Below are 25,758 nucleotides of genomic sequence, written 5' to 3' on the forward strand. Positions count from 1 at the left end.
TGAGTCGCATGAGCACCCGTCACATCCTGCTGGGGCTGCTCGCCTCGGGGCCGAGCCATGGCTACGACCTGAAGCGACGCCACGACGAACGCTTCCCCCAGGCCCGTCCGCTGGCCTACGGGCAGGTCTACACGACCCTCCAGCGCCTGGTCCGGGACGGCCTCGCGGAGGTGGACGGCACCGCGTCCGACGGCGGCCCGGAGCGGACGGCCTACCGCGCGACGGCCGAGGGCACGCGCGAGCTGGCGCGGTGGGCGGGCGAGGTCGCGCCGCCCGCGCCCTTCGTGACGAACGAGATCTTCGCCAAGGTCGTCGTCTCGATCCTCACCGGCGCGGACGCGGGCGCCTACCTGCTGGCCCAGCGCGCCGCCCACATGGCGCGGATGCGGGAGCTCACGGCGGTCAAGACGGCCTCCGGCACGGACCTGGCGACCGTGCTCTCGGCCGACTACGGCCTCAACCACCTCGACGCCGACCTCCGTTGGATGACCACCACGGCGGCCCGGCTCACCACCCTGACCGCGGAGGTCCGCACAGCATGACGAGCGGGGACACGAACGGGACCACGGCGGAGCCGCTGCTGGCGGCCCGCGACCTGGTGAAGGTCCACGGCAGGACCGAGGCCCTGCGCGGTGCCTCGGTCGACCTGCGGGCCGGCGAGATCCTCGCCGTGACCGGGGCCAGCGGCAGCGGGAAGTCGACGCTGCTGCACTGCCTGGCCGGGATCGTCCGGCCGGACGCCGGGTCGGTGACGTACCGCGGTGAACGGCTGCACAAGCTGCCGGAGAAACGGCTGAGCGCGCTGCGCCGCACCGACTTCGGCGTCGTCTTCCAGTTCGGGCAGCTGATCCCGGAGCTGACGGCGCTGGACAACGTGGCGCTGCCGCTGATGCTGGCCGGCACCGACCGCGCCGAGGCGCGGGCACGGGCCGGGGAGTGGCTGGAGCGGTTCGGGGTGCGCGGGCAGGGCGAGTCGCGGCCCGGCGAGATGAGCGGAGGCCAGGCGCAGCGGGCGGCGCTGGCCCGCGCGCTGGTCACCGGTCCGAAGGCGGTCTTCGCGGACGAGCCGACCGGGGCGCTGGACTCGCTGGCCAGCGAGCAGGCGATGACGGCGCTGACGCACACCGCCCGGGAGACGGGCACGGCGGTGCTGCTCGTCACGCACGACGCCCAGGTGGCGGCGTACGCGGACCGCGAGGTCCAGCTGCGGGACGGCGCCGTGACACCGCTGGGGGTGGCGGCGTGAGCGCGTGGGGCACGGTGGTGACGGACGTCCGGCTGGCCCGGCAGCTCGTGCGCGGGTCGGACCGGCGGGAGTGGTGGCGGATCTCGCTCACGGCGGCGGGCGCCGCGCTCGCGACGGGGTGCGCGCTGGCGGCGGTCACGCTCGCGTCGGTCCCCGACGGTCACACGGTCTCCGTCTTCCACGGCCTGCTGAGCGGCGCGGGGACCCGTGCCGGGGCCATCACCGGTCTGCTGCTGTTGCTGGTGCCGGTGCTGGCCTTCCTCGGTCAGTGCGCCCGCATCGGCGCCGTGCACCGCGACCGGCGCCTGGCGGGGCTCCGGCTGGCCGGGGCGACGCCGTGGCAGGTACGGCGGATCGCCGCGCTGGAGACGGGGCCGGCCTGCCTGGTGGGCTCGTCGGTGGTGACCGTCTTCGGCGTCCTGCTGCTGCTCCGCCTGTGGAGCGGGACGACGACGCAGACCTGGGTGGGGATCACCCTGGTCGCCGTCGGTGTGCCGGTGCTGGGCGCGGTGGTGGGGGCGCTGGCACTGCGCCGGGTGGTGGCCTCGCCGCTGGGCCTGGTGCGCCGGGCCGGCCCGGGTACGGGACGCGGGCCCGCGCTGCTGTTCCTGGGTGCGCTGCTGCTGGTGGCGGTGGTGGCCCTGCTCACGGTGGCCACCACCGGCTCCGGCCCGGGCGGAGGGCACCGCTGGCGGGCTCCCCTGACCGTGTTCGCCCTCGTCGTCGCGTGCGGCGCCGGCGCGGTGTGGCTGTCCGGGGCCGCGGCGCGGCTCACCGGGCGGCTGCTCGCCGGGCGGGCCCGGACGGCGGCACCGCTCATCGCGGCCGGACGCCTGCGCGACGACCCGTGGGCGCCGGCCCGCAGCCACGCGGCGGTGATGCTGGTGACGGTCGCCGGAACGGTCTTCCTGTGCGTCCGGCACACGATGCTCACCGAGCTGCGCACCCGGGAGTACCACCTCGGCGCCGACCTGGAGTACTACACGACCGGCCTGGACCTGGCCGGCGCCGCCGTCCTCCTCGGCCTGGCGATCGCCCTGTCCGGACTCGCCGTGGGCACCGCCGAGTCCCTCACCTCCCGGCGCCGGACGCTGGCCGCCCAGGTCGCCGCGGGAGTGCCGCGCGCGGTCCTGAACCGGGCGCTGCTCCTGGAGACGGCCCTCCCGCTCGCCCCCGCCCTCCTGCTGGCCGGCGCCGGGGGCATGGCGGCGGGCGCCTGGTACTCGTCCCTCACCGGCACCGGCTCGCTGCCGTGGACGGCGCTGCTGGTCGCTCCCGCGGTGTACACGGCCTGCCTGCTGTCGGCGGCGACGGCCCTGCCCCTGCTGGGGCGGTCGGTGCGGCCGGGGGAGCTGCGGTACGCGTAGAGGCCGCGGGGAGCGCCGAATCTCCCCTACGCTGGGCAGAAGTGGACCCCTGCACCATCGGAGGAGCCCTGTGACCGTGACCGCCGACCGGCCCCAGATGACCGCCCAGGAGTTCGAGGAACTCGCTGTCCATGCCGCCCGGAGCATAGAAGGCGCACGGCTCGAGTTCATCAACGGACATCTTGGCGGGAAGGCCGTGCCTGACGGCGACCACGGACGCGTCATTCAGTGGCTGACGCGCATCTGCATGCAGCACCGGCCCGACCTGTGGCTCGACCCCGCCCAAGGCCTGGCCGTCCAGACGTACCACCAGGGTCGCGCCCGCCCGGACGGGTGCCTGATCCCGGCTGACGCCTTCGTCGGGCAGGGCGAATGGGCCGACCCCACCCCCGTCCTCATGGTCGTCGAGGTCACGTCCTACGACTCCGACACCGACCGGCGCGACCGCGTCGAGAAGCCGCGCGCCTACGCCGAGACCGGCATCCCGGTGTACCTGCTGATCGACCGGGACACCTGTGAGGTCAAGGTGCACAGCCGGCCGGACGGCGGGCGCTACGAGACCGTGCAGACGCTGCCCTTCGGCAAGCAGGTCGCCCTGCCCGAGCCGGTCGGGATCGTCCTGGACACCGAGCCGCTGAAGAACTGGGTGCGCTGACCCCACCCCGCCCCGCCGCGCCGCGCAGGCGAAGGCCCGGACCGTCAGGCGGAGATGCCGTCGATCCGGGCCATGGCGTCCTCCGCGCCGTAGGGCTGCAAGTACGGCAGCCAGCGCGGGTCCCGGTGGCCCGTGCCGATGATGCGCCAGGCCAGGCCGGTGGGCGGGGCCGGTTTGTGGCGCAGGCGCCAGCCGATCTCACCGAGGTGGCGGTCGGCCTTGACGTGGTTGCAGCGGCGGCAGGACGCCACCACGTTGTCCCACGCGTGCAGGCCCCCGCGGCTGCGCGGGATGACGTGGTCGACGCTGGTGGCGACGCCACCGCAGTACATGCACCGGCCGCCGTCACGGGCGAAGAGCGCCCGGCGGGTGAGCGGGACGGGCCCCCGGTAGGGGACGCGCACGAACCGCTTGAGCCGGACCACGCTGGGTGCGGGCACGGTGACGGTCGAGCTGTGCAGGTAGGCGCCGGACTCCTCGAGGCAGACGGCCTTGTTCTCGAGGACGAGGACGAGCGCGCGGCGGAGCGGTACGACGCCGAGTGGCTCGTACGACGCGTTGAGGACCAGGACATGCGGCACGGATGCCTCCTTGTACGCCGGCGGCGCGTGGCTCGCGCCGGGACGATCCGTAGTCAGTCTCCCCTCATGGCCGCGGGAAGCGCCACCATGTCCCGGTAACGGGCTGGGAGTGTTTTCGACCACACCTGATGTGTCCCCCGGAGCCTGACCAGTTCAAGCGCGCGTGAGCGCCGTCTCTTCCGACCGTTTCGGGACGGTCCGTGCCCGGTGCCCCGTTAGTGTGGTCCATCTGCCCGTCCGGTGACCTCTCCGTGACCTCGAACCGGACCTCGGAGGACGGGCCGCCGCTTCTGGAGGTATCCACCGTGTCCCTGTCCGCCGCCTTGTCGGCCGCCGGCTCGTCGCCGTCGCCGTCACCGTCCCCGACGGCCCCGTCGGTGCCCTCGCTCCGGGACGCCCACGAGAGCGCGACGAACGCCGCCGGCTGGGTCGAGGAGAACTGGTCGACGTGGCTCGCGATCGGCCTGCGGGTGCTGCTGATCGTGGTGATAGCGGCGGTGCTCAGAGCGGTGGTCCGGCGGGCGATCACCAAGCTGATAGACCGCATGAACCGCACGGCCGGCACGATGGACGGCACCGCGCTCGGCGGGCTGCTGGTCAACGCCGAACGGCGCCGCCAGCGCTCCCAGGCCATCGGCTCGGTCCTGCGCTCCATGGCCAGCTTCGTCATCCTCGGCACCGCCGCCCTGATGGTCCTCGGCACCTTCCAGATCAACCTGGCCCCGCTGCTGGCCTCCGCCGGTGTGGCGGGCGTCGCGATCGGCTTCGGCGCCCGCAACCTGGTCACCGACTTCCTGTCCGGCGTCTTCATGATCCTGGAGGACCAGTACGGCGTCGGCGACAGCATCGACGCGGGCGTGGCCTCCGGCGAGGTCATCGAGGTCGGGCTGCGGGTGACCAAGCTGCGGGGCGACAACGGGGAGATCTGGTACGTCCGCAACGGCGAGGTCAAGCGGATCGGCAACCTCTCCCAGGGCTGGTCCACGGCCGGCGTCGACGTGACGGTCCGCTCCGACGAGGACCTGGACAAGGTGAAGGAGGCCATCGCCGCGGTCGGCGAGCGGATGAGCAAGGAGGAGCCCTGGAACGAGATGCTCTGGGGCCCGATCGAGGTGCTCGGCCTGGACTCCGTGCTGCTCGACTCCATGGTGGTGCGGGTCTCCGCGAAGACCATGCCGGGCAAGGCCCTCACCGTCGAGCGCGAGCTGCGCTGGCGCATCAAGCGGTCCTTCGACGCGGCCGGCATCCGGATCGTCGGAGGTCCCGAGCTCCCGGGCCAGGCGACCGAGGCGGCCGACCCGACGGCGGGCGTGGCGGCACCGTCGGCCTACGCGAGCACCGTGTCGCCGCAGTCGGTGGCGGCGTCCCCGATCACCCCGCCGAGCACCACCAAGTAGCGGCACGGCACACCTCCCCGCCCCCGGTCCGACGGTCTCGTCGGACCGGGGGCGGTCTCTTGACGTCCCCTCCCGGGAGGCCTACGTTTCTCGGCCAACAGGAAAGTTTCCTGACAGTGGCCGTCACGGGAAGCCGACCGTTCGAGAGGCAGGTGTGGACACGCATGGCGGGAACCGCCGGCACGCCGGGCACCCCGCGCGTCCTGCGCGCCATGAACGACCGGGCCGCACTCGACCTCCTGCTGGAGCACGGGCCCCTGTCCCGCACGCGGATCGGCAAGCTCACCGGCCTGTCGAAGCCGACCGCCTCCCAGCTGCTGGCCCGGCTGGAGGCGGCGGGGCTGGTCCTGGCCGGCGGCACGACCGAGGGACGCCCCGGCCCCGGCGCCCGGCTCTACGAGGTCAACCCGGCCGCCGCCCACGCCGCCGGACTCGACGTCACCCCGGACCGCATCCTCGCCGCGGTCGCCGACCTCACCGGTCGTACGGTCGGCCGCTACGAGCTGCCCACCCCCGGCCGGCGCGCCGCCGGCCCGGTCGTCCAGCAGGTCACGGACGCCCTGGACGGTGCGGTGAAGGCGGCCGGACTCGCCCGCGGCGACGTGCACCGCCTGGTCATCGGCACCCCGGGCGCCTTCGACCCGGGCACCGGCCGGCTGCGCTACGCCTCGCACCTGCCCGGCTGGCACTCCCCCACCCTCCTCGACGAACTCGCCGCCGCCCTGCCCGTGCCGGTCGAGTACGAGAACGACGTGAACCTCGCCGCCGTGGCCGAGCAGCGGCTCGGCGCCGCCCGGGGCCACGAGGACTTCGTCCTGCTGTGGAACCAGGAGGGCCTCGGCGCCGCCCTGGTCCTCGGCGGCCGCCTGCACCGCGGCTGGACCGGCGGCGCGGGGGAGGTCGGGTTCCTGCCGGTGCCGGGCGCCCCGCTGGTGCGCAAGGTCAGCCGTACCGGCAGTGGCGGCTTCCAGGAGCTGGCCGGCGCGCAGGCCGTCCCGCGACTGGCCCACGAGCTGGGCATCGGCCCCGTGCCGTCCGGCTCGTACACCGAGTCGGCGGCCGAGCTGCTCACCGCGGCCGCCGCCCGCCCCGGCGACGAACGGCACCACCGCCTGCTCCAGACCTACGCCACCCGGCTCGCCACCGGCCTCGCCTCCCTCGTCTCCGTCCTGGACCCCGAGCTGGTGGTCCTCAGCGGTTCCGCCCTCACCGCCGGCGGCGAGCCGCTGCGCGCCCTGGTCCAGGACGAGCTGGAGGAGCTGGCCGCGCCCCGGCCGCGTCTCGTCGTCGGTGAGGTGACCGACGATCCCGTCCTGCGTGGCGCGCTCGTCAGCGCGCTCGCGACCACCCGCGACGAGGTCTTCGACACCTCGCGCTGACCCCGCCCTCCGCGTCACCCGTCCCCGCCCACGCCCTGGGAGACCTCGCCATGCCCGGAACACCGAGAAAAGACACCACTGACCGGAGTGAAGGGTTGATGACCGCATGAAGCTCACCGTGGTCGGAGGCGGTTCGACCTACACACCCGAACTCGTCGACGGATTCGCCCGGTTGCGGGACACGCTGCCCGTCGAGGAACTGGTCCTCGTCGATCCGGCCGCGGACCGGCTGGAGCTGGTGGGGGGCCTCGCCCGCCGCATCTTCTCCCGGCAGGGGCACGACGGCAGGATCGTCACCACCTCCGACCTGGACGCGGCCGTGGACGGCACCGACGCGGTCCTGCTCCAGCTGCGCGTCGGCGGCCAGGCCGCCCGGCAGCAGGACGAGACCTGGCCCCTGGAGTGCGGCTGCGTCGGCCAGGAGACGACCGGCGCCGGCGGCCTCGCCAAGGCGCTGCGCACCGTGCCGGTGGTGCTGGACATCGCCGAACGGGTCCGGCGGGCCAACCCCGACGCCTGGATCATCGACTTCACCAACCCGGTCGGCATCGTGACCCGCGCCCTGCTGCGGGCCGGGCACCGGGCGGTCGGCCTGTGCAACGTGGCGATCGGCCTCCAGCGCAAGTTCGCGGCGCTGCTCGGGGTGGCGCCCGCCGAGGTCCACCTGGACCACGTCGGCCTCAACCACCTCACCTGGGAGACCGCCGTCCGGCTCGGCGGCCCCGGCGGCGAGGACGTCCTGCCCCGGCTGCTGGCCGAGCACGGCGACGCCGTCGCCGCCGACCTGCGCCTGCCCCGCCCCCTCCTGGACCGCCTCGGCGTCGTCCCCTCCTACTACCTGCGCTACTACTACGCGCACGACGAGGTCGTGGACGAACTGCGCGCCAAGCCGTCCCGGGCCGCCGAGGTGGCGGCGATGGAGCGGCAGCTGCTGGACATGTACGGCGACCCGGCCCTCGACGAGAAGCCCGCCCTGCTGGCGAAGCGGGGCGGTGCCTACTACTCGGAGGCGGCCGTCGACCTCGCCGCCGCCCTGCTCGGCGGCGCGGGCTCCCCCTACCAGGTGGTGAACACGTACAACCGGGGCACGCTGCCCTTCCTCCCCGACGACGCGGTGATCGAGGTGCCGGCGTCGGTGGGCGCCGAGGGTGCGGTCCCGCTGCCGGTGGCGCCCGTGGACCCGCTGTACGCGGGCCTGACGGCGAACGTCGCGGCGTACGAGGACCTGGCCCTGGACGCGGCGCTGCGCGGCGGCCGGGACCGCGTCTTCCGGGCGCTGCTCGCCCACCCCCTCGTGGGCCAGTACGGCCACGCCGAGCGGCTCACCGACCGGCTGATCGCGCACAACCGGGAGCACCTGGCGTGGGCCTGACCGCGAGCGTCCTCGCCGTCGACGCGGGCAACAGCAAGACCGACGTGGCCGTGGTGACGGCCGGCGGGGAGGTGCTCGCCACGGCCCGCGGCGGCCCCTTCCGTCCGCCCGCCGTGGGTGTCGAGCGGGCCGTGGACGCCCTCGGGGAGGTGGTGACGCGGGCCTTCGCCGCGGCCGGCGTCACCTCCGTCGAACAGGTGTCGGCGTGTCTGGCCAACGCCGACCTGCCGGTGGAGGAGGAGCGGTTGGCCGCCGCGCTGGGCGCGCGCGGGTGGGGCGCGGGCGTGGACGTGCGCAACGACACCTTCGCGGTGCTGCGCGCCGGTGTCGACGAGCCGCGCGGCGTCGCGGTCGTGTGCGGGGCCGGCGTCAACTGCGTCGGCATGCGCCCCGACGGCCGCACCGCCCGCTTCCCGGCCCTCGGGCGGCTGTCCGGCGACTGGGGCGGCGGCTGGGGGCTGGCCGAGGAGGCGCTGTGGCACGCGGCACGGGCGGAGGACGGACGCGGGGGGCCCACGGAACTGGCCCGCGCCCTGCCCGCCCACTTCGGGCTCTGCTCGATGTACGCCCTCATCGAGGCCCTGCACCTGCGGCACATCGAGCCCGCCCGGCGGCACGAGCTGACCCCCGTGCTGTTCGCCACGGCGTCCGAGGGCGACCCGCTCGCCCGGGGGATCGTCGACCGGCAGGCCGACGAGGTGGTGGCCATGGCCGTGGTGGCGCTGGACCGGCTGGACCTGCTGGCCGAGGAGACGCCGGTCCTGCTGGGCGGCAGCGTCCTGGCGGCACGGCACCCGCGGCTCGACGGCCGGGTGCGGGAACTGCTGGCGGCCCGCGCCCCCGAGGCCGTACCGCGGGTGGTGACGGCGCGGCCGGTCCTGGGCGCGGCGCTGCTGGGCCTGGACCGCGTGGGGGCCGCCCCCGGGGCCCGGGCGCGGGTGCGGGCGCACTTCGACGCGTGAGGTTCCGGAGCCCCGGAGCCCCGGGCGCGGCCGGACGCGCACCCGGCCCGTCCGGTCGCTCCGGGTCCGGTCCGGCCCTCGCCCCCGAAGGGAACCGAACCGCTTCCGGCGGCGTATTCATGGGCAGGGGTGGTGCGTTGCTCCGGGATCGGAGCAAGATCGGGTGAAGGCCGGTGCGAATGTCGTCGCGGGCAGCGATACTTGCGGCGACGGATGACCACGGGGGAGGTCAGCAGTGACTGGACCGCAGAAGGGCGGCGCGGCGCCACCGCCCGGCGCCGGCGCGCCCACCCTGCCCGCCGTGCCGTCGCCGCCCCGGCCGCTTCCGGAGCAGCGGTCCGGCGGCGCCGCCCCCGCCGTCCCCCCGCCGCCGGCGCCCCGGCGCACCGCCTTCGCCGAGGGCGTGGACCGGCTCCGCGCGGCGGCCGTGACCGAGCCGGGGCGGCTGCGGATCATCGGCGCGCTGCTCGCCGCGCTCGTCGTCGCCTTCGGCGCCGTGACCGCCTGGCAGATGAACGAGCGGTCCGCCGCCGCGGACGACGTGCTGAACCGCAGCCAGCCGCTGAGTTCGGCCGCGGCCGGCGTCTACCGCTCACTCGCGGAGGCCAACACCGCCGCGTCCAGCGGCTTCCTCGCCGGCGGCCAGGAGACGAAGGCGGCCCGCGAGGAGTACGAGAGCGCCGTCCGGGCGGCAGCGGAGGGGCTCGTGAAAGCCGCCGCGGACTCCGAGGCCGACTCCCCCGCCGAGGCGACCATCACCGAACTCAACCGCCTCCTGCCCGAGTACAAGGGCCTGGTCGAGCGGGCCCGCACCTACAACCGGCAGGGCTTCCCGGTCGGCGGCGCCTACCTGCGCTACGCCAACGAGAAGATGCAGAAGCAGATGCTCCCCGCGGCGGAGGACCTCTACACGAGCGAGAACCGGCGGCTCGGCGCCGACTACGCCGACGCGAAGCCCTACCCCTGGGCGGCGATCGCCCTCGGTGTCCTGGCCCTCGCGGCCCTGGGCTGGGCACAGCACCGCAACTACCGGCGCACCCACCGCGTCCTGAACCACGGACTGGTCGCCGCGACGGCCGCGTCCGCGATCGTCCTGCTCTGGCTGGTCGCCGGCCACAGCGTCGCCCGGTCGAGCCTGAACGACTCCCACGCGCACGGAGTGCGCTCCCTGACCGCGCTCAACGGGGCCCGCATCGCCTCCCTCAAGGCCCGGGGCAACGAGAACCTCACCCTGGTGGCGCGCGGCGCGGAGACGAGGAAGGTGGGCGACAAGACCTACGACGCCTACGACCTCGACTTCGAGAAGAACATGAAGGCCCTCGGCGAGGGCCTGGCCGAGGCACGGCGGCTCGCCGACGACGAGGCGGGCGAGCGGCCGGTCGACAGGGCGAACGGCAACATGACGGAGTGGAAGAAGCGGCACGCCTCGGCCCGTGAACAGGACGAGAACGGCAACTACCAGCAGGCGCTGGACCTCGTGATAGGCGGCGAGGGCGCCACCGCCGATTGCTTCGACGGCGTGGACGACTCGCTCGACACCGCGCTCGGGCACGAGGAGGCCGAGTTCGAGCGGGCGGCGGGCGACGGTCTGGACGCGATGCGGCCCCTGCCGCTCGTCGCCGGCGTCCTGGCCGCACTCGGCGTGGCCGGTGCGCTCCTGGGCATCGGCCGCAGGCTGTCGGAGTACCGGTGAAGCGGGGCTCGGGCCCGGCGGCCGATGGGAGAGGATGCCCGTGGAAGGGGGCGTGAGGATGCGCGCACAACGGCTCCGTACGGGACTGAAGGGCTGGGGCGGTGTGGGGGCGATGGCCTTCGCCTGCTCCCTCGCGGTGCTGTTCGCCTGCCTCCTGCCGGTGCTCCGCTCGCACGGCACGGGCGGGGAGACCGGTGCGGGCGGCCACGGCGTCACCCGGGGCGGCCAGGCGCGGGCCGCGCAGGAGTGCGCGGAACCCGAGAAGCAGACCCTGGCCCCGTCCGACGCCGACGGCCCCACCATCGACGAGATCCAGAACCGGCAGGGCGAGAAGCGCAAGCTGATCGTCGGCGTCGACCAGAACAGCTACCGCTGGGGCTACCGCGACCCGAACAGCGGCGGCGACGCCGAGCTGGAGGGCTTCGACATCGATCTGGCGCACCGCATAGCGCAGGACCTCCTCGGCGACCCGGACGCCGTGCAGTTCAAGGCGATCCCCACCAACCAGCGCGAGCCCGCGATCGAGAACGGCCGGGTCGACATGGTGGTCCGCACGATGACCATCAACTGCGCACGCCTGGAGAAGGTCGCCTTCTCGGCACCGTACTTCAGGACCGGCCAGCAGCTGCTGGCCCCCAAGTCCTCGGCGATCACCGGCTACGACGGCACGCTCGCCGGCAAGAAGATCTGCACGGCGGCGGGTTCCACCGCGCTCAGCACACTGGAGCAGGACCGCGAGGACGGCAGGCTGGCCGCCGACACCGACCTGGGCACCACCGTGCCCAACCAACTCGACTGCCTGGTGCGGCTCCAGCTCGGCGAGGTCGACGCGGTGGTCACCGACGGCGCGCTCGCCGCCAGCCAGGCCGCGCAGGACCCGACGGTCCAGCTCAAGGGCGACGCCTTCACCACGGAGTACTACGGCGTGGCGATGAAGAAGGACGCCGACGATCTGGTACGCCGGGTCAACCACGTCCTCCGGGAATGGCGCGCGGACGAGTCCGGGGGCTGGCAGGACTCGTACGACGCGTGGCTGAAGCCGACGATGGGGGACGACGCGGCGAAGTCGGAGCCGCCGGCCCCGGAGTATCTGCGCACGAGCTGACCGACCCCCGCACCGCAGGGAACAGCACGCACAAGTCCGCGACAGCGAGAGGTGATCGATGGGCGACACGGATCCCACCGGGCCGGTGATGGACCGGGACGAGGTGGACCGTGCGCTGGCGCGGCTCGGCGCGGAGCACGAGGCGATCGAGACCTCGCTCCTCGCCCTCCAGGACCACGCGGGCCGCAGACTCCTCGAGGGCGCCGCCCTGACGGGGGTGACCGCCGAGCGCTGGAGCGCCGCGGAGGCGTCGATCACCCTGCTGTGGAACTGCTTCGACGCCTACACGAGAGCGCTGCGCACCGCCCGGGAGATCCGCTCCCGGCGCCGCTGGTCCAGCCGCGAGGACCTGGCCGAGCTGACCGAGCTGCTGCGCGGCGAGGCCGTCACGATGGCCGGGGGCGCCGCCGCCACGGCGGGCGCGCCCGACGGCGGTCCGGGCCGCCTGAGCGAGCGGTACTCGCTGGCGACGCTGGTGGACCGGATGAACCAGCTGTACGCCGCCTCCCTCGACATGGTGGTCGCCGCCGACGCGGTGTGGTCGGCGCTGCCCGCGCGGATCGATCTGCTCGCCGCGGAGCTCCGGCGCACCCGCGAACTCGCGCACTCCGTGGGCGTCCGCCCCGGCGAGCACCCGGCCGGCGACGACCTGGAGCGGATCACCCGCACCCTGACGAGGCTGCGCGAGCAGGTGGTGTCCGACCCGCTGGCCTTCTGGACACCGGCGGAGGGCAGTTCGGCGCCCGGGGGCGGCCGTCCGGACACCACGGTCTACGACCGGGAGGCACGCGCCCTGGAGGACGTGCGCCGCGAGATCGACGCCGTGCTGGCCGTGCGCCAGGACGCGGAGCAGCGGATCGTGCGGCTGCGGGACGTGCTCTCCCGGGCGGACCGCACGCTCGCGGAGGCCCGTACCGCGCGCGGCGAGGTGCTGGCGAAGATCGCCGCGACGGAGGTGCCGGTCGTCAGCGGGCCGCCGACCGCGCTGCAGGAGCAGCTCGCGGCGGCCGCCGAGTACCGCCGGCACGCCCAGTGGCACCGCCTGTCGCCGCTCCTGGAGTCCCTGGAGGAGAAGGCGGAGGACGAACTGCTGCGCGCCCGCGAGTCGCTGACGGCGGTCACCGCGCCGCTCGCGGTCCGCGCGGAGCTGCGCGGCCGGCTCGACGCCTACAAGGCGAAGGTGGCCCGGCTCGGCCACGCCGAGGACCCCGAGCTGGCCGAGAAGTACGAGAAGGCGCGCCGCATGCTGTGGAGCGCGCCCTGCGACCTGCGCGTCGCCGGGCAGGCCGTGCTGCGCTACCAGCACGCGGCGGCCGAACTGCTCGGCTCCGCCCCGCGCGTGCCCGGTCAGGGCGGGCCGGTGGACCGGACGGGGCCCGGCGTATGAGCGACCACGGGGAGGGGCCGGCATGAGCGAGGCACAGCGGACGTGTCAGCGTCCCGGTTGCGGCGGGGCCTACGAGGACGTGGGCGGCGGCGAGCTGTACTGCGACACGTGCGGTCTGGCACCCGTCGTCGCCCCGGACGGCATGGTGGGCTCCACGCCGACGGGCATCACCGGGGGCGGCGGACGCGGCTCGCGCGGCTCGGCGGGCAGCGGCGGTTCCCGCGCGAGCGGCCGCAGTGCGCGGACGTCCTCGCAGTCGTCGCGGTCCCGGCGTTCGGTCTCGGGGCGCCTCTCGCGGGCGGTGTCGGGCCGGTCCACGAGCCGTTCGGTGTCGGTGCGCAGTTCGGGTTCCGGTGCCGGTCCCTCCTCGCGCGGGCGCCTCGGCGCCGGTCTGGTCGAGGTCCCGCCGATCCCACGGCCCGATCCGCGCGCGATGGTCCTGGACAACCCCGAGGTGCCCGAGCGCAAGCGGTTCTGCTCGCGCTCGGACTGCGGGGCACCGGTCGGGCGGGCGCGCGGGGAGCGACCGGGGCGCACGGAGGGCTTCTGCACCAAGTGCGGTCACCCGTACTCCTTCGTGCCCAAGCTGAAGGCCGGGGACGTCGTGCACGGCCAGTACGAGGTGGTGGGCTGCCTCGCGCACGGCGGGCTCGGCTGGGTCTACCTCGCCGTCGACCGCGCGGTCTCCGACCGGTGGGTGGTCCTCAAGGGCCTGCTGGACACCGGGGACCAGGACGCGATGGCGGCGGCGATCTCCGAACGGCGGTTCCTCGCGGAGATCGAGCACGCCAACATCGTGCGGATCTACAACTTCGTCGAGCACCTCGACCAGCGGACGGGTTCGCTGGACGGCTACATCGTCATGGAGTACGTCGGCGGCAAGTCGCTGAAGGAGATCGCCAACGGCCGGCGCACCCCGGAGGGGCGGCGCGACCCGCTGCCGGTGGAGCAGGCCTGCGCGTACGGCATCGAGGCGCTGGAGGCGCTCGGCCACCTGCACAGCCGCAACCTGCTCTACTGCGACTTCAAGGTCGACAACGCCATCCAGACCGAGGACCAGCTCAAGCTGATCGACATGGGCGCGGTGCGCCGGATGGACGACGAGGAGTCGGCCATCTACGGCACGGTGGGCTACCAGTCGCCCGAGGTCGCCGACGTCGGCCCCTCGGTGGCGTCCGACCTGTACACCGTCGGCCGCACCCTCGCCGTGCTGACGTTCGACTTCCAGGGCTACACCACCGTCTACGCCGACTCGCTGCCCGACCCGGACACCATCGACGTCTTCCGGCGGTACGAGTCCTTCTACCGGCTGCTGGTGCGTGCCACCGACCCCGACCCCGCCCGCCGGTTCGCCTCCGCGCAGGAGATGGCCGAGCAGCTGACGGGTGTGCTGCGCGAGGTGGTCTCGCTCCAGACGGGCCGGGCCAGGCCCGCCGTGTCGACGCTGTTCGGGCCCGAAGTCAGGGTGACGGACACGGAGTTGTTCCCGCGGCTGGACGGTGAGGTGTCCCGGCTGGGGGCGCGGACGGTCCGTACGGGGCGGCGCCGTGCCGCCACGGCGGTGCCGCCTCCGGCCGCCGGCCCCGCCCTGCCGGGCGGGACGAGCGCCGCGGTCGGCGCGCCCGGGGGTACGGGCCCGGGCGTCGGGCACGCGGGCGGGGCGGGCGCGGGCGCCGGGCACGGCGGCGGGGCGGGCGCGGGCGCCGGGCACGCGAGTGGGGCGGGCGCGGGCTTCGGACGGCCCGGTGCGGGCGGTGCGCGAGGCGCGCTGCCGGGTGCCGTGAGCGCGGTCGGTGGTCTCGGCACCGAGGTCTCCGGCCTGGTCAGACCTGCCGACGCGCCGACCGCCGCCCTCGCGCTGCCGGTGCCCCGGGTCGACGCCGGCGACCCCAACGCGGGTTTCCTCGCGGGCCTCATGGCATCGGCGCCGGGCGAGCTGCTGACCGCGCTGGCCGCCGCGCCGGCACCGTCGGCCGAGACCCGGCTGCGGCAGATCCGGGCCCGGCTGGAGACCGGCGACGCGCCCGGCGCGCTGGCAGCCCTGGAGTCCTTGGAGGACGAGCGGCCCGACGACTGGCGGGTGGTCTGGTACCGGGGCCTGGCCGGACTGGTGACCGGCGACCACGAGGGCGCCGCGCTGGCCTTCGACGCGATCTACGACGCCTTCCCGGGCGAGATCGCGCCCAAGCTGGCGCTCGGCCTGTGCGCGGAGGTCCTGGGGCAGCTCGACAACGCCGCCGAGTACTACCGCCTGGTGTGGTCGTCCGACCCGAGCCATGTGAGCGCTGCGTTCGGACTGGCCCGGGTCCAGCTCGCCGGCGGCGACCGGGCCGGTGCCGTACGGACGCTGGAGTCGGTGCCGGAGACGTCCGTGCACTGCACCGCGGCGCGGGTGGCGGCGGTGCGGGCCCGACTGCGGCGGCGCACCGTGAACGCGGGCGACGCTGCGTTCCTCGACGACCTGGTCGCGGCCGCGCGGCAGGTGGAGTCGCTGGACGTGTACGGTCTGGATCCGGCGCGGCGCGAGCAGTTGTCGGCCGAGGTCCTCGGTTGCGCGCTGGACTGGGTACTCTCCGGAGGTCAGGGTTCCGTCCCTCCCGCCGCCGGAGGACGGACGCTGCTCGGCAGCGGCCTGGACGAACGCGGTCTGCGTTTCGGCCTGGAGCGTTCGTACCGCACGCTGGCTCGGCTGGCGCGGGGCGGCGAGGAGAGGATCGACCTGGTGGAACGTGCCAATCGTTACCGCCCCCGAACGTGGGTGTAGTTGATGTCGCAGATGCCCCAGCAGGCCGCTGTGTCGAAGTGCCCGAGCTGCGAGGAACCCCTCGAGTCGGGTGACCGTTTCTGCGGTGCCTGCGGATACGACCTGTCCGCCGTGCCCGCGCGGCCCGACGACAGTCCGACGATCGCCCTGAACGGCTCGGTGCCCGCGCCGTCCTGGGCACCGGACGGCGTGGACTGGCCGACGGCCCGGGAATCCGACGGCTCCGGCCGGCCGGCCCCGGTGCACGCGGCGGCCGAGGTGCCGGGGACCGACTCGGGCGGCTCCCCGCTCCCCCCGCCCCCGCCTCCGGCGCCCCCGGTGCCCCCGACGCCCCCGGTGCCGTCGGCCGCGCCCGCCGCGCGGTTCGATCACCCCGATCGGTCCGGCCGGTCCGACGGGTCCGACGCGTCCGAAGGGTCCGAAGGGTCCGACCGGCTCGACCGGCCGCGGGAGCCCGACGAGTACCCGTTGCAGGCGCCCGACCCGAGGCTGGCGTCCGAACCGGCCCCGTCCGATCCGCGTCCGTCCGGGCAGACCGTGGCCGGGCAGACCGTGGCCGAGAAGGTGTGCGTGGCCTGCCGCTCGGGCCGGGTCGACGACGACGGCTACTGCGAGAACTGCGGCCACGCCCAGCCCCGCGAACGCGACCACATGGAGCAGGAGTCGGGCCCCGTCGCCGCGGTGAGCGACCGCGGTCTGCGCCACCACCGCAACGAGGACGCGTTCTCCGTCGGCTGCACCGCGCTGCCGGACGGCGCGCCCGCGTCCGTGGCGATCGTCTGCGACGGCGTGTCCTCCGCGACCCGTCCCGACGACGCCTCACTCGCCGCGTCCCGCGCGGCCGGCGAGTCGCTGCTCACCGCCCTGCCGCGCGGCACGCACCCGCAGCAGGCCATGCACGACGCGATCGTCGCCGCCTCGCACGCCGTCAACGCGCTGGCCGACGAGCCCGCCACGGCCCGCGAGCAGGCCCCCCACCAGAACGCCCCCGCCTGCACCCTGGTCGGCGCCGTGGTGACCGCGGGCCTCCTGGTCGTCGGCTGGGTCGGCGACAGCCGCGTCTACTGGGTGCCGGTCGACCGGAGCACCCCGCCCGCCCGGCTCACCGAGGACGACTCGTGGGCCGCCCAGATGGTCGCCGCCGGTCTGATGAGCGAGGCCGAGGCGTACGCCGACGAGCGCGCCCACGCGATCACCGGGTGGCTCGGCGCCGACGCCTACGAACTGGAGCCGCACACCGCGTCCTTCAAGCCGGACCGCCCGGGTGTCGTCGTGGTCTGCACGGACGGCCTGTGGAACTACGCGGAGTCCGCCGAGGAGATGGCCGAGGCCGTCCCCCTCGACGCCGCCGCGCGACCGCTGCACGGCGCCCGCGTCCTGGTGGGCCACGCCCTGGACGGCGGGGGCCACGACAACGTAACAGTGGCGCTCGTGCCGTTCCCCGCCCCGCCGCAGGGGGCAGGATCGGCCTGAGGCCGTCGCATGGCGTACGGCGTCGTGGCCGGGCGCGACCCGGTACGGCCCGGGGGACGCGCGCGGGGTGGCCTCGCGGACCGCAGGGGGCGGTCCGCGCCGGCAGCCAGACACCCACCACCGTGGGGACGTAGAGGGGGATACGAACCGGCATGGCCAATTTCTCGAAGTCGAACGTGCCGCAGTTCTCGGTGGACGTCTACCAGAACGAGTACCTGCCCGACGGCGGCCGTGAGGTCAACGCCATCGTGACGGTCACCGCGACCGGCGGCGGCACGATCGGGAGCGCGGTCGCCGCGCCCCATCTCTACTCGCCCGGCCAGGGCCCGTCCGCGGCCGTGGCCGTCATGGTCGACTGCTCGGGCTCGATGGACTACCCGCCCACCAAGATGCGCAACGCCCGCGACGCCACCTCCGCCGCGATCGACACCCTGCGCGACGGCGTGCACTTCGCGGTGGTCGGCGGCACGCACGTCGCCAAGGAGGTCTACCCGGGCGGCGGGCGCCTGGCGGTCGCCGACGCCGGCACCCGGGAGCAGGCCAAGCGTGCCCTGCGCGGCCTGAGCGCGGGCGGCGGCACCGCCATCGGCACCTGGCTGCGGCTGGCCGACCGGCTGCTGTCCACCGCGGACGTCGCCATCCGGCACGGCATCCTGCTCACCGACGGCCGCAACGAGCACGAGTCGCCGGAGGACCTCAGGGCCGCGCTCGACACCTGCGCCGGGCGCTTCACCTGTGACGCCCGGGGCGTGGGCACCGACTGGGAAGTGAAAGAAGTCACAGGGATCGCCTCCGCCCTGCTCGGCACCGCCGACATCGTGGCCGACCCCGCCGGTCTCGCCGCCGACTTCACGCGGGTGATGGAGACGGCCATGGGCAAGGAGGTCGCGGACGTCGCCCTGCGCCTGTGGACCCCGGTCGGCACCACCGTGAAGTTCGTCAAGCAGGTCGCCCCCACGGTCGAGGAGCTCACCGGCCGCCGCACCGAGGCGGGGCCGCGTGCCGGGGACTACCCCACCGGTTCCTGGGGCGACGAGTCCCGTGACTACCACGTCTGCGTGGAGGTTCCGGCGGCCGGCCTCGGCCAGGAGATGCTGGCCGCCCGGGTCTCCCTGGTCGTCCCGGAGCCCGGGGGCGAGGCGCCGGGCGGGGGAGGCGGCGCGCGCAGCCTCGGCGCGCAGGGTCTCGTACGGGCCGTGTGGACCGACGACATGGCCGCTTCCACGTCGATCAACCCGCAGGTGGCCCACTACACCGGGCAGGCCGAACTGGCACAAGCCATCCAGCAAGGGCTCGATCTCCGCAAAGCGGGAGACATCGACGGCGCAACGGCCAAACTGGGCCGGGCGGTTCAGCTCGCCGGCGCCTCCGGAAACGCGGATACTGCGAAACTGCTTGCGAAGGTGGTGGACGTGGTCGACGCGGCGGCAGGTACTGTGCGACTGAAAGCGAAGGTCGAGGAGGCCGACGAGATGACTCTCGAGACCCGGTCCACCAAGACCGTTCGCGTGAAGAAGCACTGACCCGACACAGCACCGCAGCACCACGACACCGCCGGACAACACAGCGAAAGCTCCGCAAGAGGGGGAAGCTCCGACATGCCGACCTGCCCGAACGGACACCAGTCGGGTTCCGACGACTGGTGCGAGGTCTGCGGTCACCGCATGGCCGGTGCCGTGCCGCCCCCTCCCCCGCCTCCGCCCCCGGGCGGCGGCTACGGCTTCCCGCCGCCCGCCGGTCCGGCCGGCCCGGGCGGCGGCCCCGGTGGTCCCGGAGCCGAGCCGCAGCTGTGCCCGCAGTGCCGCACGCCGCGTGAGGGCGGGGCGCCGTTCTGCGAGGAGTGCCGGTGGAACTTCCTCACCAACACCGCCACCTCGTACACCCCGGCCGCCCCGCGCCCGCCGGCGCCCGGCCCGGGCCCGCGCTTCCCGCAGCCGCCGTCGGGTCCGTCGGGTCCGTCGTACGGCGGTGACTCGTACGACTACCAGGGCTCCCGCCCGTCCCAGATGAACCGTCCCGCCGAGCCGATCCCGCCGGGCCCGCCCTTCGGCGGCGCTCCGTCGGGTCCCGGTGGTCCGGGCGGTCACGGCGGTCAGGGCGGTCACGGCGGCGGGCCTGGCGGCCCGGGCGGCGGTCACGGTGCTCCGGGCGGCCCTTACAACCCCGGCGGTTCCGGCGGACCGGCCGGTCCGGGTGGCCCTGGCGGTCCCGGCGGGCCCGGCGGCGGGCCTGGCGGGTTTGACGGGTCTCGCGGCCCGGGTGGGTTCGGTGGCCCCGGCGGTCCCGCGGGGCCCGGGGGTCCCGGTGGCCCCGCAGGTCCGGGTGGCCCCGGTGCACACGGTGGCCCCGCGGGCCCCGGGGGGCCGAACGGCCCCGGTGGCCCCGGCATCCCGAACGGGCCCGGTGGACCTGGTGGACCTGGTGGGCACGGCGGCCCGAACGGGCCCTCCGGCCCGCCGGCGCCGCCCCCGTTCGGTGGCGACCCCTCGCGCCCGGGCCCGCCGCCGCCCGGCCCCGGTGGGCCGGAAGGCGCCCCGCAGGCGTACCGGCAGTCCGGCCCGCCCGCCCCGCCCGCGTTCCCGCAGGAGGCCAACCGGCCGCAGCAGGGCGGCCCGTCCTTCGGCGGCGGTGACGACGACTGGGTGCTCTCCCCGCCGTCGTCCAGCCCTGCGGGCCCCGGCGGTCCGAACGGCCCGGGTCAGGCCCAGGGCAGCGGCTACGGCTACCCGCAGCCCGGCGCCACACAGGCTCCGCCGCCCCCGCCCGGCGGCGGCTACGGGTTCCCGCAGCAGCCCCAGCAGCCGCAGCAGCCCCAGCGGCCTCAGGGACCGGCGACCTGGACGGCGACCATCGGCCCGGACCGCGACTACTTCATGGCGATGATGCAGCGTTCCGGCCCCGAGGCCGCGGGCCTCAACCTGCCCGCGTACTCGCCCGAACAGCAGCGCACCCTCGCCGGCAACCAGATCACCATCGGCCGGCGCCGCCACTCCACCGGCGACACCCCGGACATCGATCTCGCGGTGCCGCCGGAGGACCCGGGCGTCTCGCACCAGCACGCGGTGCTGGTGCAGCAGCCGGACGGCAACTGGGCGGTCGTCGACCAGAACTCGACGAACGGCACGACGGTCAACGGCGGCGAGGAGCCGATCCAGCCCTTCGTGCCGGTGCCGCTCCAGGACGGCGACCGGGTGCACGTCGGCGCCTGGACGACGATCACGATCCGTCGGGGATAGCGCGGAGGCCCGGCGCCGCCGGGTCCGTCAGACGAAGGGCCAGGCGTACGGGCCCTCCGGGTCGTCCAGCCAGGCCCAGGCCCGTTCGCCGCTGACGGTGATGCCGTAGCGCTCCCGGCGCGGGGCGTCCTCGCGGTCCCACAGGGCGTACGCCTCCTGCGGGTCGAGGCCGCCCCGGCTCAGCTCCAGCAGGAAGCGGAACAGGTCGTTCTCCCGGGCCCGGCGCGGCACCCCGCCGAGGCCGGGCACCTCCGGCTCGCACCGCTCCGCACCGCGCAGCGGAACGAAGTACGCGGGCGTGTGCAGGAAGCGTCCCTCGGCGTGCCCGGCGTCGTGAACCGTGAGCACGACCAGGCCGGTGGCGAGCGGGGTCAGGATGCGGCCTCCGGGACGGCACTGGGCGAGCCAGGCGCGCGGCACCGAGGGCAGCGCGCAGGTGGCGAGTATCCGGTCGTAGGGAGCGCGCTCGGGCACTCCGCGGGCGCCGTCGCCCGTGACGACGGCCGGGTGGTGGCCCACCGCGGCCAGGTGCCGGCGCGCGGACTCGGTGATCTCCGGTTCCAGGTCGACGGTGGTGACCAGGTCGTCGTCACCGAGCCGGTGGGCGAGCAGGGCGGCGTTGTAGCCGGTGCCGGCGCCGATCTCCAGGACCCGGTCGCCGTCGCGCACGCCCAGCTCCACCAGCATCAGGGCCATCAGCGACGGCTGGCTGCTGGAGGAGAGCAGCTCGCCGTCGCGCAGCCGGGTCGCCAGCGGTGCGTCGGCGTACGCCCCGAGCACCCACCGCTCGCGGGCGCCGGGGTCGGGGTCCTCGCCCCACCGGCGCTCGTGACCGCCCCGGACGCCGACGTAGTAGTACGGCACGAAGAGGTGGCGCGGGACCGTAGCGAAGGCGTCCCGCCACACCGGGTCGGCCGCCCAGGCGCCGCTCAGCTCGATCTCCCGCACCAGCTCCGCCCGCGCGGAGGCGGCGAGGCCGTCCAGGTCCTGGTGCCCGCCCATGCCTCCACAGTAAGGGCCCGGGGGCGGCAGGCGGGCGGTGAGGCGGGGACGCGGAGGCCGGCGACGCGGGGACGCGGGGGCTGGGGAGTGGCCGGGGAGGGCGGTGGCGAGGGGCGGTGGCGAGGGGTGGTCCTAAGCCTGGAGTCCTATGTCCACCCGTCTGAGACCATGGACGACGTGAATGAGATTCGGCGCGGCACGCTTCAGGAGCAGACCTTCTACGAGCAGGTCGGCGGGGAGGAGACCTTCCGCCGGCTCGTCCACCGTTTCTACCAGGGGGTGGCCGAGGACCCGATCCTGCGGCCCATGTACCCGGAGGAGGACCTGGGCCCCGCCGAGGAGCGCTTCGCGCTCTTCCTGATGCAGTACTGGGGCGGCCCGACGACGTACAGCGACAACCGCGGCCATCCGCGGCTGCGGATGCGTCACGCCCCCTTCGCCGTCGACCGGGCGGCGCACGACGCCTGGCTGAAGCACATGCGGGTCGCCGTCGACGAGCTGGGGCTCTCCGAGGAGCACGAGCAGACGCTGTGGAAGTACCTGACGTACGCGGCGGCCTCGATGGTCAACACCGCCGGCTGACCCCCGGCCCCGACGTCGACGTCGGAATCCGACTGCCGGGCGGCGATATCCGGTCGTCCGGCGTCGGAATCCGGTCGAGTCCGGGCGGCTTCCGGCCGGGAGCGTACGGCGCAGGGGGTCAGCGCACGCTGACGCCCAGGGCCCCGGCCCCCACCCGGCGCAGGGCGACGGAACCGTAGGGCGTGCGCAGCCGCAGCCACGGGCCCGAGGAGAAGAGCTTCGGCGCGTCCTCGGCGGACCCCCCGGCAGGGCCCAGAAAGCCCAGGGACTGGGCCGCGTGCACGGCCCGCACCGGCAGCCCGGTCTCCCCCACCGTCCGGGACCATATCTCCCGCCCGATCCCGTCCAGCTCGGCCCGGGTACGGCCCTCGGGTGCCAGTTCGCCCGTACGGGAGCGGAACTCCGCCACCGCCGCGGCGACCAGCGCGCGCAGGGCGTCCGGGGCGGGGAGCCCCGGCTCGGGGCGCCAGCCGCCGCGCGGGGGCAGCACCCCGGCCCACGGCGGCCCGGTCACCGTGCCCGGCACACCGGCGGTGGCCGCCTTCTCGTCCACCGCCTCCAGGAGCTCACCGGCGGAGACGGTCGCGTCCAGCGTGACGTCGAGCCCGTTCTCGTACGGTTTGGCCAGCCGCACCGCGCGGACGGCCAGCACCTCGAAGGAGGGCGGCCGGCCGAAGACGGCGAGGGCGGTACCGGCCGCCTGGAGGCGTACCGCCGCCGAACGGTCGTAGCGGAGCAGGCGGGAGAGGAAGGCCGCGAGATCCGCGGCCTCCCCCTCGTCGGCCAGGTGGAGCACCGTCATGCGGCGACGGCCTCCTCCTTGTCGTCCGTGTACTCGCTCAGGAACTCCCGTTCCTCAGCGGTGATCCGGCGTGGCATCTGCGTCTCGAAGTCGAACGGCACGATCACCGTCGAGGCGCGGACGTAGACCACGTCGTCGTCCTTGACCTCGTAGGTCAGGGTGAAGGACGCGGCCCTTATCTCCGTGACCCACAGCTCGATGTCGACCGGGTGGTGCCGGTGCACGAGCTGCCGTTTGTAGTCGATCTCGTGGCGCGCCACCACCGACCCCTGCTTGAAGTCCTTGTCCGGGCGGAACAGGAAGTCGATACGGGCCTCCTCCAGGTAGCGGAGGAAGACCACGTTGTTGACGTGGCCGTACGCGTCCATGTCCGCCCAGCGCAGCGGGCAGCGGTAGATGTGGCGCAAGAGATCAGCCCCGGGTCAGCTTCTTGTAGGTGGCGCGGTGCGGACGCGCGGCGTCGGCACCGAGCCGCTCGATCTTGTTCTTCTCGTACGACTCGAAGTTGCCCTCGAACCAGAACCACTTGGACTCGCCCTCGTAGGCGAGGATGTGGGTGGCGACGCGGTCCAGGAACCACCGGTCGTGGGAGACGACCACGGCGCAGCCGGGGAACTCCAGCAGCGCGTTCTCCAGGCTGCTGAGGGTCTCGACGTCGAGGTCGTTGGTCGGCTCGTCGAGCAGGAGCAGGTTGCCGCCCTGCTTGAGGGTGAGCGCCAGGTTGAGGCGGTTGCGCTCACCGCCGGAGAGGACCCCGGCCGGCTTCTGCTGGTCCGGCCCCTTGAAGCCGAACGCGGACACGTAGGCGCGGCTCGGCATCTCGACCTGGCCGACGTTGATGTAGTCCAGCTCGTCGGAGACGACGGCCCACAGCGTCTTCTTCGGGTCGATGTTCTCGCGGCTCTGGTCGACGTAGGAGATCTTGACGGTGTCGCCGACCTTGATGGAACCGGAGTCCGGCTCCTCGAAGCCCTGGATCATCTTGAAGAGTGTGGTCTTGCCGGCGCCGTTGGGGCCGATGACACCGACGATGCCGTTGCGGGGCAGGGTGAAGGAGAGGTCGTCGATCAGGACCTTGTCGCCGAAGGCCTTGGTGAGGTTGTTGATCTCGACGACGACGTTGCCGAGCCGCGGGCCCGGCGGGATCTGGATCTCCTCGAAGTCCAGCTTCCGCATCTTGTCGGCCTCGGCGGCCATCTCCTCGTAGCGGGCCAGACGCGCCTTGGACTTGGCCTGCCGCCCCTTGGCGTTGGAGCGCACCCAGTCCAGCTCGTCCTTGAGGCGCTTCTGCCGCTTGGCGTCCTTCGCACCCTCGACCTTGAGGCGGGTGGCCTTGGTCTCCAGGTACTTGGAGTAGTTGCCCTCGTAGCCGTGCAGCCGACCGCGGTCGACCTCGCAGATCCACCCGGCGACGTTGTCGAGGAAGTACCGGTCGTGGGTCACGGCCACGACGGTGCCCTCGTACTTGGCGAGGTGCTGCTCCAACCAGTTCACCGACTCGGCGTCGAGGTGGTTGGTGGGCTCGTCGAGCAGCAGCAGGTCGGGCGCCTCGAGCAGCAGCTTGCAGAGCGCGACCCGGCGCTTCTCACCACCGGAGAGGTTCACCACGGGCCAGTCGCCGGGCGGGCACCCGAGCGCGTCCATGGCCTGCTCCAGCTGGGCGTCGAGGTCCCAGGCGTTCGCGTGGTCCAGCTCCTCCTGGAGCTTGCCCATCTCCTCCAGCAGCGCGTCCGAGTAGTCGGTCGCCATCTGCTCGGCGATCTCGTTGAACCGGTCGAGCTTGCCCTTGACCTCGGCGACACCCTCCTGGACGTTCTCCAGGACGGTCTTCTCCTCGTTGAGCGGGGGCTCCTGCAGCAGGATGCCGACCGTGTAGCCCGGCGACAGGAACGCGTCACCGTTCGACGGCTGCTCCAGCCCCGCCATGATCTTCAGCACGGTCGACTTACCGGCACCGTTCGGCCCGACCACACCGATCTTCGCGCCGGGCAGGAAGTTCAGGGTGACGTCGTCGAGGATCACCTTGTCGCCGTGCGCTTTGCGCGCCTTGCGCATGGTGTAAATGAACTCAGCCAAGAGAAACCGTCCGGCAGCTTGAATCAGGCAGTGGGCAGATACACCCCATCTTGCCGCACCGCCACCCCTGGGAGGAAACGCGTTCCGCGCGGGGGCGCTGACCTGGGGCTTCGTCGGCGGTGACGGGTCGGCGTTCCTCGTCGGCGGGCGGTGTCGGGGTGGCGGGACCGGTTGATCCGGGGCGGTGCTCCGTGGGAGCGGGGCGGTTGAGTACCCGTACTCATGTTCCGTGTCCGTCGCGACGGCATGCTGGCCGCGGGCACCGAGGGGACCCCTCATCTGACGACGGGGCGGGGTAGCGGTGGGCATGGGACGGGTGAGTCAGCCGTCGACCGGGCGGCAGATCGGGGTGGGCGTGGCGCTGGTCGTCATCGACCTCGTGGTCATCGTCTGGACGGTGTACGGCTATGGGATGGCGGGGTGGGCCGACAGTTACGAGAGCGACGGCGCCGGCCCGTCGAGTGCGTCCCGGGTGGCGTCCCAGGCGTCGTGGCTCCTGGGGGGCGGGGCCGTCGTCACGGGTGGTGGTCTTCTCGCCCTGGGGTGGCGCATTCCTGGCGTCCTGCAAGGCGTCGTCCTGGGGGGAGCGGCATTGCTGTTCTCCGCCGCCGGCGGGTGACGCGTCGCGGTCGCGCTTCGTCGGCCTCGACGCCCACGCCACGGCCGGAGCCTTGACGGC

Annotated in this window: 22 protein-coding genes; 17 read left to right on the plus strand and 5 right to left on the minus strand. The window is 74.3% G+C overall.

Features of this window, described 5'->3' with window-relative positions; all coding sequences use genetic code 11:
- Positions 1-8 precede the first annotated feature (8 nt).
- The 4 genes from SAM23877_RS12705 (at position 9) to SAM23877_RS12720 (ending at position 3,268) form a co-directional block, all read left to right on the plus strand.
- Positions 9-542, plus strand: a complete 534-nt coding sequence (locus SAM23877_RS12705; RefSeq protein WP_053130929.1) for a PadR family transcriptional regulator — start codon at positions 9-11, stop codon at positions 540-542.
- The gene (locus SAM23877_RS12710; RefSeq protein ID WP_053130934.1) at positions 539-1,246 is read left to right on the plus strand and encodes an ABC transporter ATP-binding protein; all 708 of its coding nucleotides are present in this window, start codon (positions 539-541) and stop codon (positions 1,244-1,246) included. Before SAM23877_RS12705 ends, SAM23877_RS12710 begins: the two co-directional genes overlap by 4 nt.
- Positions 1,243-2,613, plus strand: a complete 1,371-nt coding sequence (locus SAM23877_RS12715) for an FtsX-like permease family protein (protein ID WP_244902933.1) — start codon at positions 1,243-1,245, stop codon at positions 2,611-2,613. The genes SAM23877_RS12710 and SAM23877_RS12715 overlap by 4 nt, the downstream gene beginning before the upstream one ends.
- A 70-nt stretch (positions 2,614-2,683) precedes the next feature.
- On the plus strand, positions 2,684-3,268 hold the full coding sequence (locus tag SAM23877_RS12720; RefSeq protein ID WP_053130937.1) for a Uma2 family endonuclease: 585 nt from the start codon (positions 2,684-2,686) through the stop codon (positions 3,266-3,268).
- A 44-nt stretch (positions 3,269-3,312) separates the two neighbouring features.
- On the opposite strand, the gene SAM23877_RS12725 is transcribed toward SAM23877_RS12720, so the two are convergent.
- Positions 3,313-3,849, minus strand: a complete 537-nt coding sequence (locus tag SAM23877_RS12725; protein WP_053130939.1) for an HNH endonuclease — start codon at positions 3,847-3,849, stop codon at positions 3,313-3,315.
- Positions 3,850-4,154: 305 nt separating this feature from the next.
- On the opposite strand from SAM23877_RS12725, the gene SAM23877_RS12730 reads away from it, so the two are divergent.
- The 11 genes from SAM23877_RS12730 (at position 4,155) to SAM23877_RS12780 (ending at position 20,617) form a co-directional block, all read left to right on the plus strand.
- Positions 4,155-5,246 carry a mechanosensitive ion channel family protein gene (locus tag SAM23877_RS12730; protein WP_053142401.1) on the plus strand — a complete coding sequence of 364 codons (1,092 nt, stop codon included), beginning with the start codon at positions 4,155-4,157 and terminating at the stop codon, positions 5,244-5,246.
- A 164-nt stretch (positions 5,247-5,410) separates the two neighbouring features.
- Positions 5,411-6,625: an ROK family transcriptional regulator gene (locus SAM23877_RS12735; RefSeq protein WP_053130942.1), complete on the plus strand. Its 1,215-nt coding sequence runs from the start codon at positions 5,411-5,413 to the stop codon at positions 6,623-6,625.
- A gap of 106 nt (positions 6,626-6,731) precedes the next feature.
- Positions 6,732-7,997, plus strand: a complete 1,266-nt coding sequence (locus SAM23877_RS12740) for a 6-phospho-beta-glucosidase (RefSeq protein ID WP_053130954.1) — start codon at positions 6,732-6,734, stop codon at positions 7,995-7,997.
- The gene (locus SAM23877_RS12745) at positions 7,988-8,959 is read left to right on the plus strand and encodes an N-acetylglucosamine kinase (RefSeq protein WP_053130966.1); all 972 of its coding nucleotides are present in this window, start codon (positions 7,988-7,990) and stop codon (positions 8,957-8,959) included. The genes SAM23877_RS12740 and SAM23877_RS12745 overlap by 10 nt, the downstream gene beginning before the upstream one ends.
- Positions 8,960-9,194: 235 nt before the next feature.
- Positions 9,195-10,652: a hypothetical protein gene (locus SAM23877_RS12750; protein WP_425314754.1), complete on the plus strand. Its 1,458-nt coding sequence runs from the start codon at positions 9,195-9,197 to the stop codon at positions 10,650-10,652.
- A 58-nt stretch (positions 10,653-10,710) separates the two neighbouring features.
- Positions 10,711-11,757: a glutamate ABC transporter substrate-binding protein gene (locus SAM23877_RS12755; RefSeq protein WP_053130990.1), complete on the plus strand. Its 1,047-nt coding sequence runs from the start codon at positions 10,711-10,713 to the stop codon at positions 11,755-11,757.
- 58 nt (positions 11,758-11,815) lie between these two features.
- On the plus strand, positions 11,816-13,144 hold the full coding sequence (locus SAM23877_RS12760) for a coiled-coil domain-containing protein (RefSeq protein WP_053131004.1): 1,329 nt from the start codon (positions 11,816-11,818) through the stop codon (positions 13,142-13,144).
- Between the two features lie 22 nt (positions 13,145-13,166).
- Positions 13,167-15,908, plus strand: a complete 2,742-nt coding sequence (locus SAM23877_RS12765; RefSeq protein ID WP_053131007.1) for a serine/threonine-protein kinase — start codon at positions 13,167-13,169, stop codon at positions 15,906-15,908.
- Between the two features lie 3 nt (positions 15,909-15,911).
- Positions 15,912-17,381, plus strand: coding sequence for a PP2C family protein-serine/threonine phosphatase (locus tag SAM23877_RS12770; protein WP_053131010.1), 1,470 nt, complete (start codon positions 15,912-15,914; stop codon positions 17,379-17,381).
- A 152-nt stretch (positions 17,382-17,533) separates the two neighbouring features.
- Complete coding sequence (locus SAM23877_RS12775; RefSeq protein ID WP_053131013.1) at positions 17,534-18,904, plus strand: vWA domain-containing protein; 1,371 nt, start codon at positions 17,534-17,536, stop codon at positions 18,902-18,904.
- A gap of 75 nt (positions 18,905-18,979) precedes the next feature.
- Entirely contained in the window at positions 18,980-20,617 is a 1,638-nt protein-coding gene (locus SAM23877_RS12780; RefSeq protein ID WP_053131016.1) for an FHA domain-containing protein, read from the plus strand.
- A 27-nt stretch (positions 20,618-20,644) separates the two neighbouring features.
- On the opposite strand, the gene SAM23877_RS12785 is transcribed toward SAM23877_RS12780, so the two are convergent.
- Positions 20,645-21,619: a methyltransferase domain-containing protein gene (locus SAM23877_RS12785; RefSeq protein ID WP_053131019.1), complete on the minus strand. Its 975-nt coding sequence runs from the start codon at positions 21,617-21,619 to the stop codon at positions 20,645-20,647.
- Between the two features lie 168 nt (positions 21,620-21,787).
- On the opposite strand from SAM23877_RS12785, the gene SAM23877_RS12790 reads away from it, so the two are divergent.
- Positions 21,788-22,201: a globin gene (locus SAM23877_RS12790; protein WP_053131022.1), complete on the plus strand. Its 414-nt coding sequence runs from the start codon at positions 21,788-21,790 to the stop codon at positions 22,199-22,201.
- A gap of 118 nt (positions 22,202-22,319) precedes the next feature.
- Here the strand turns inward: SAM23877_RS12790 and SAM23877_RS12795 are convergent, their stop codons facing one another.
- From SAM23877_RS12795 to ettA, 3 genes are read right to left on the minus strand one after another with little or no spacing between them, the layout of a single operon-like run.
- Entirely contained in the window at positions 22,320-23,003 is a 684-nt protein-coding gene (locus SAM23877_RS12795) for a DUF8185 domain-containing protein (RefSeq protein ID WP_053131025.1), read from the minus strand.
- A complete protein-coding gene (locus SAM23877_RS12800) occupies positions 23,000-23,410 on the minus strand; it encodes an acyl-CoA thioesterase (protein WP_053131028.1) in 411 nt (136 codons plus the stop codon). The genes SAM23877_RS12795 and SAM23877_RS12800 overlap by 4 nt, the downstream gene beginning before the upstream one ends.
- A gap of 4 nt (positions 23,411-23,414) precedes the next feature.
- Entirely contained in the window at positions 23,415-25,079 is a 1,665-nt protein-coding gene (ettA, locus tag SAM23877_RS12805; RefSeq protein WP_053131031.1) for an energy-dependent translational throttle protein EttA, read from the minus strand.
- Between the two features lie 307 nt (positions 25,080-25,386).
- Here ettA and SAM23877_RS12810 point away from each other — a divergent pair, with 307 nt between their 5' ends.
- Positions 25,387-25,698, plus strand: coding sequence for a hypothetical protein (locus SAM23877_RS12810; protein WP_235614551.1), 312 nt, complete (start codon positions 25,387-25,389; stop codon positions 25,696-25,698).
- Positions 25,699-25,758 lie beyond the last annotated feature (60 nt).

The organism is Streptomyces ambofaciens ATCC 23877 (assembly GCF_001267885.1).
GTDB classification, from domain to species: Bacteria; Actinomycetota; Actinomycetes; order Streptomycetales; family Streptomycetaceae; genus Streptomyces; species Streptomyces ambofaciens.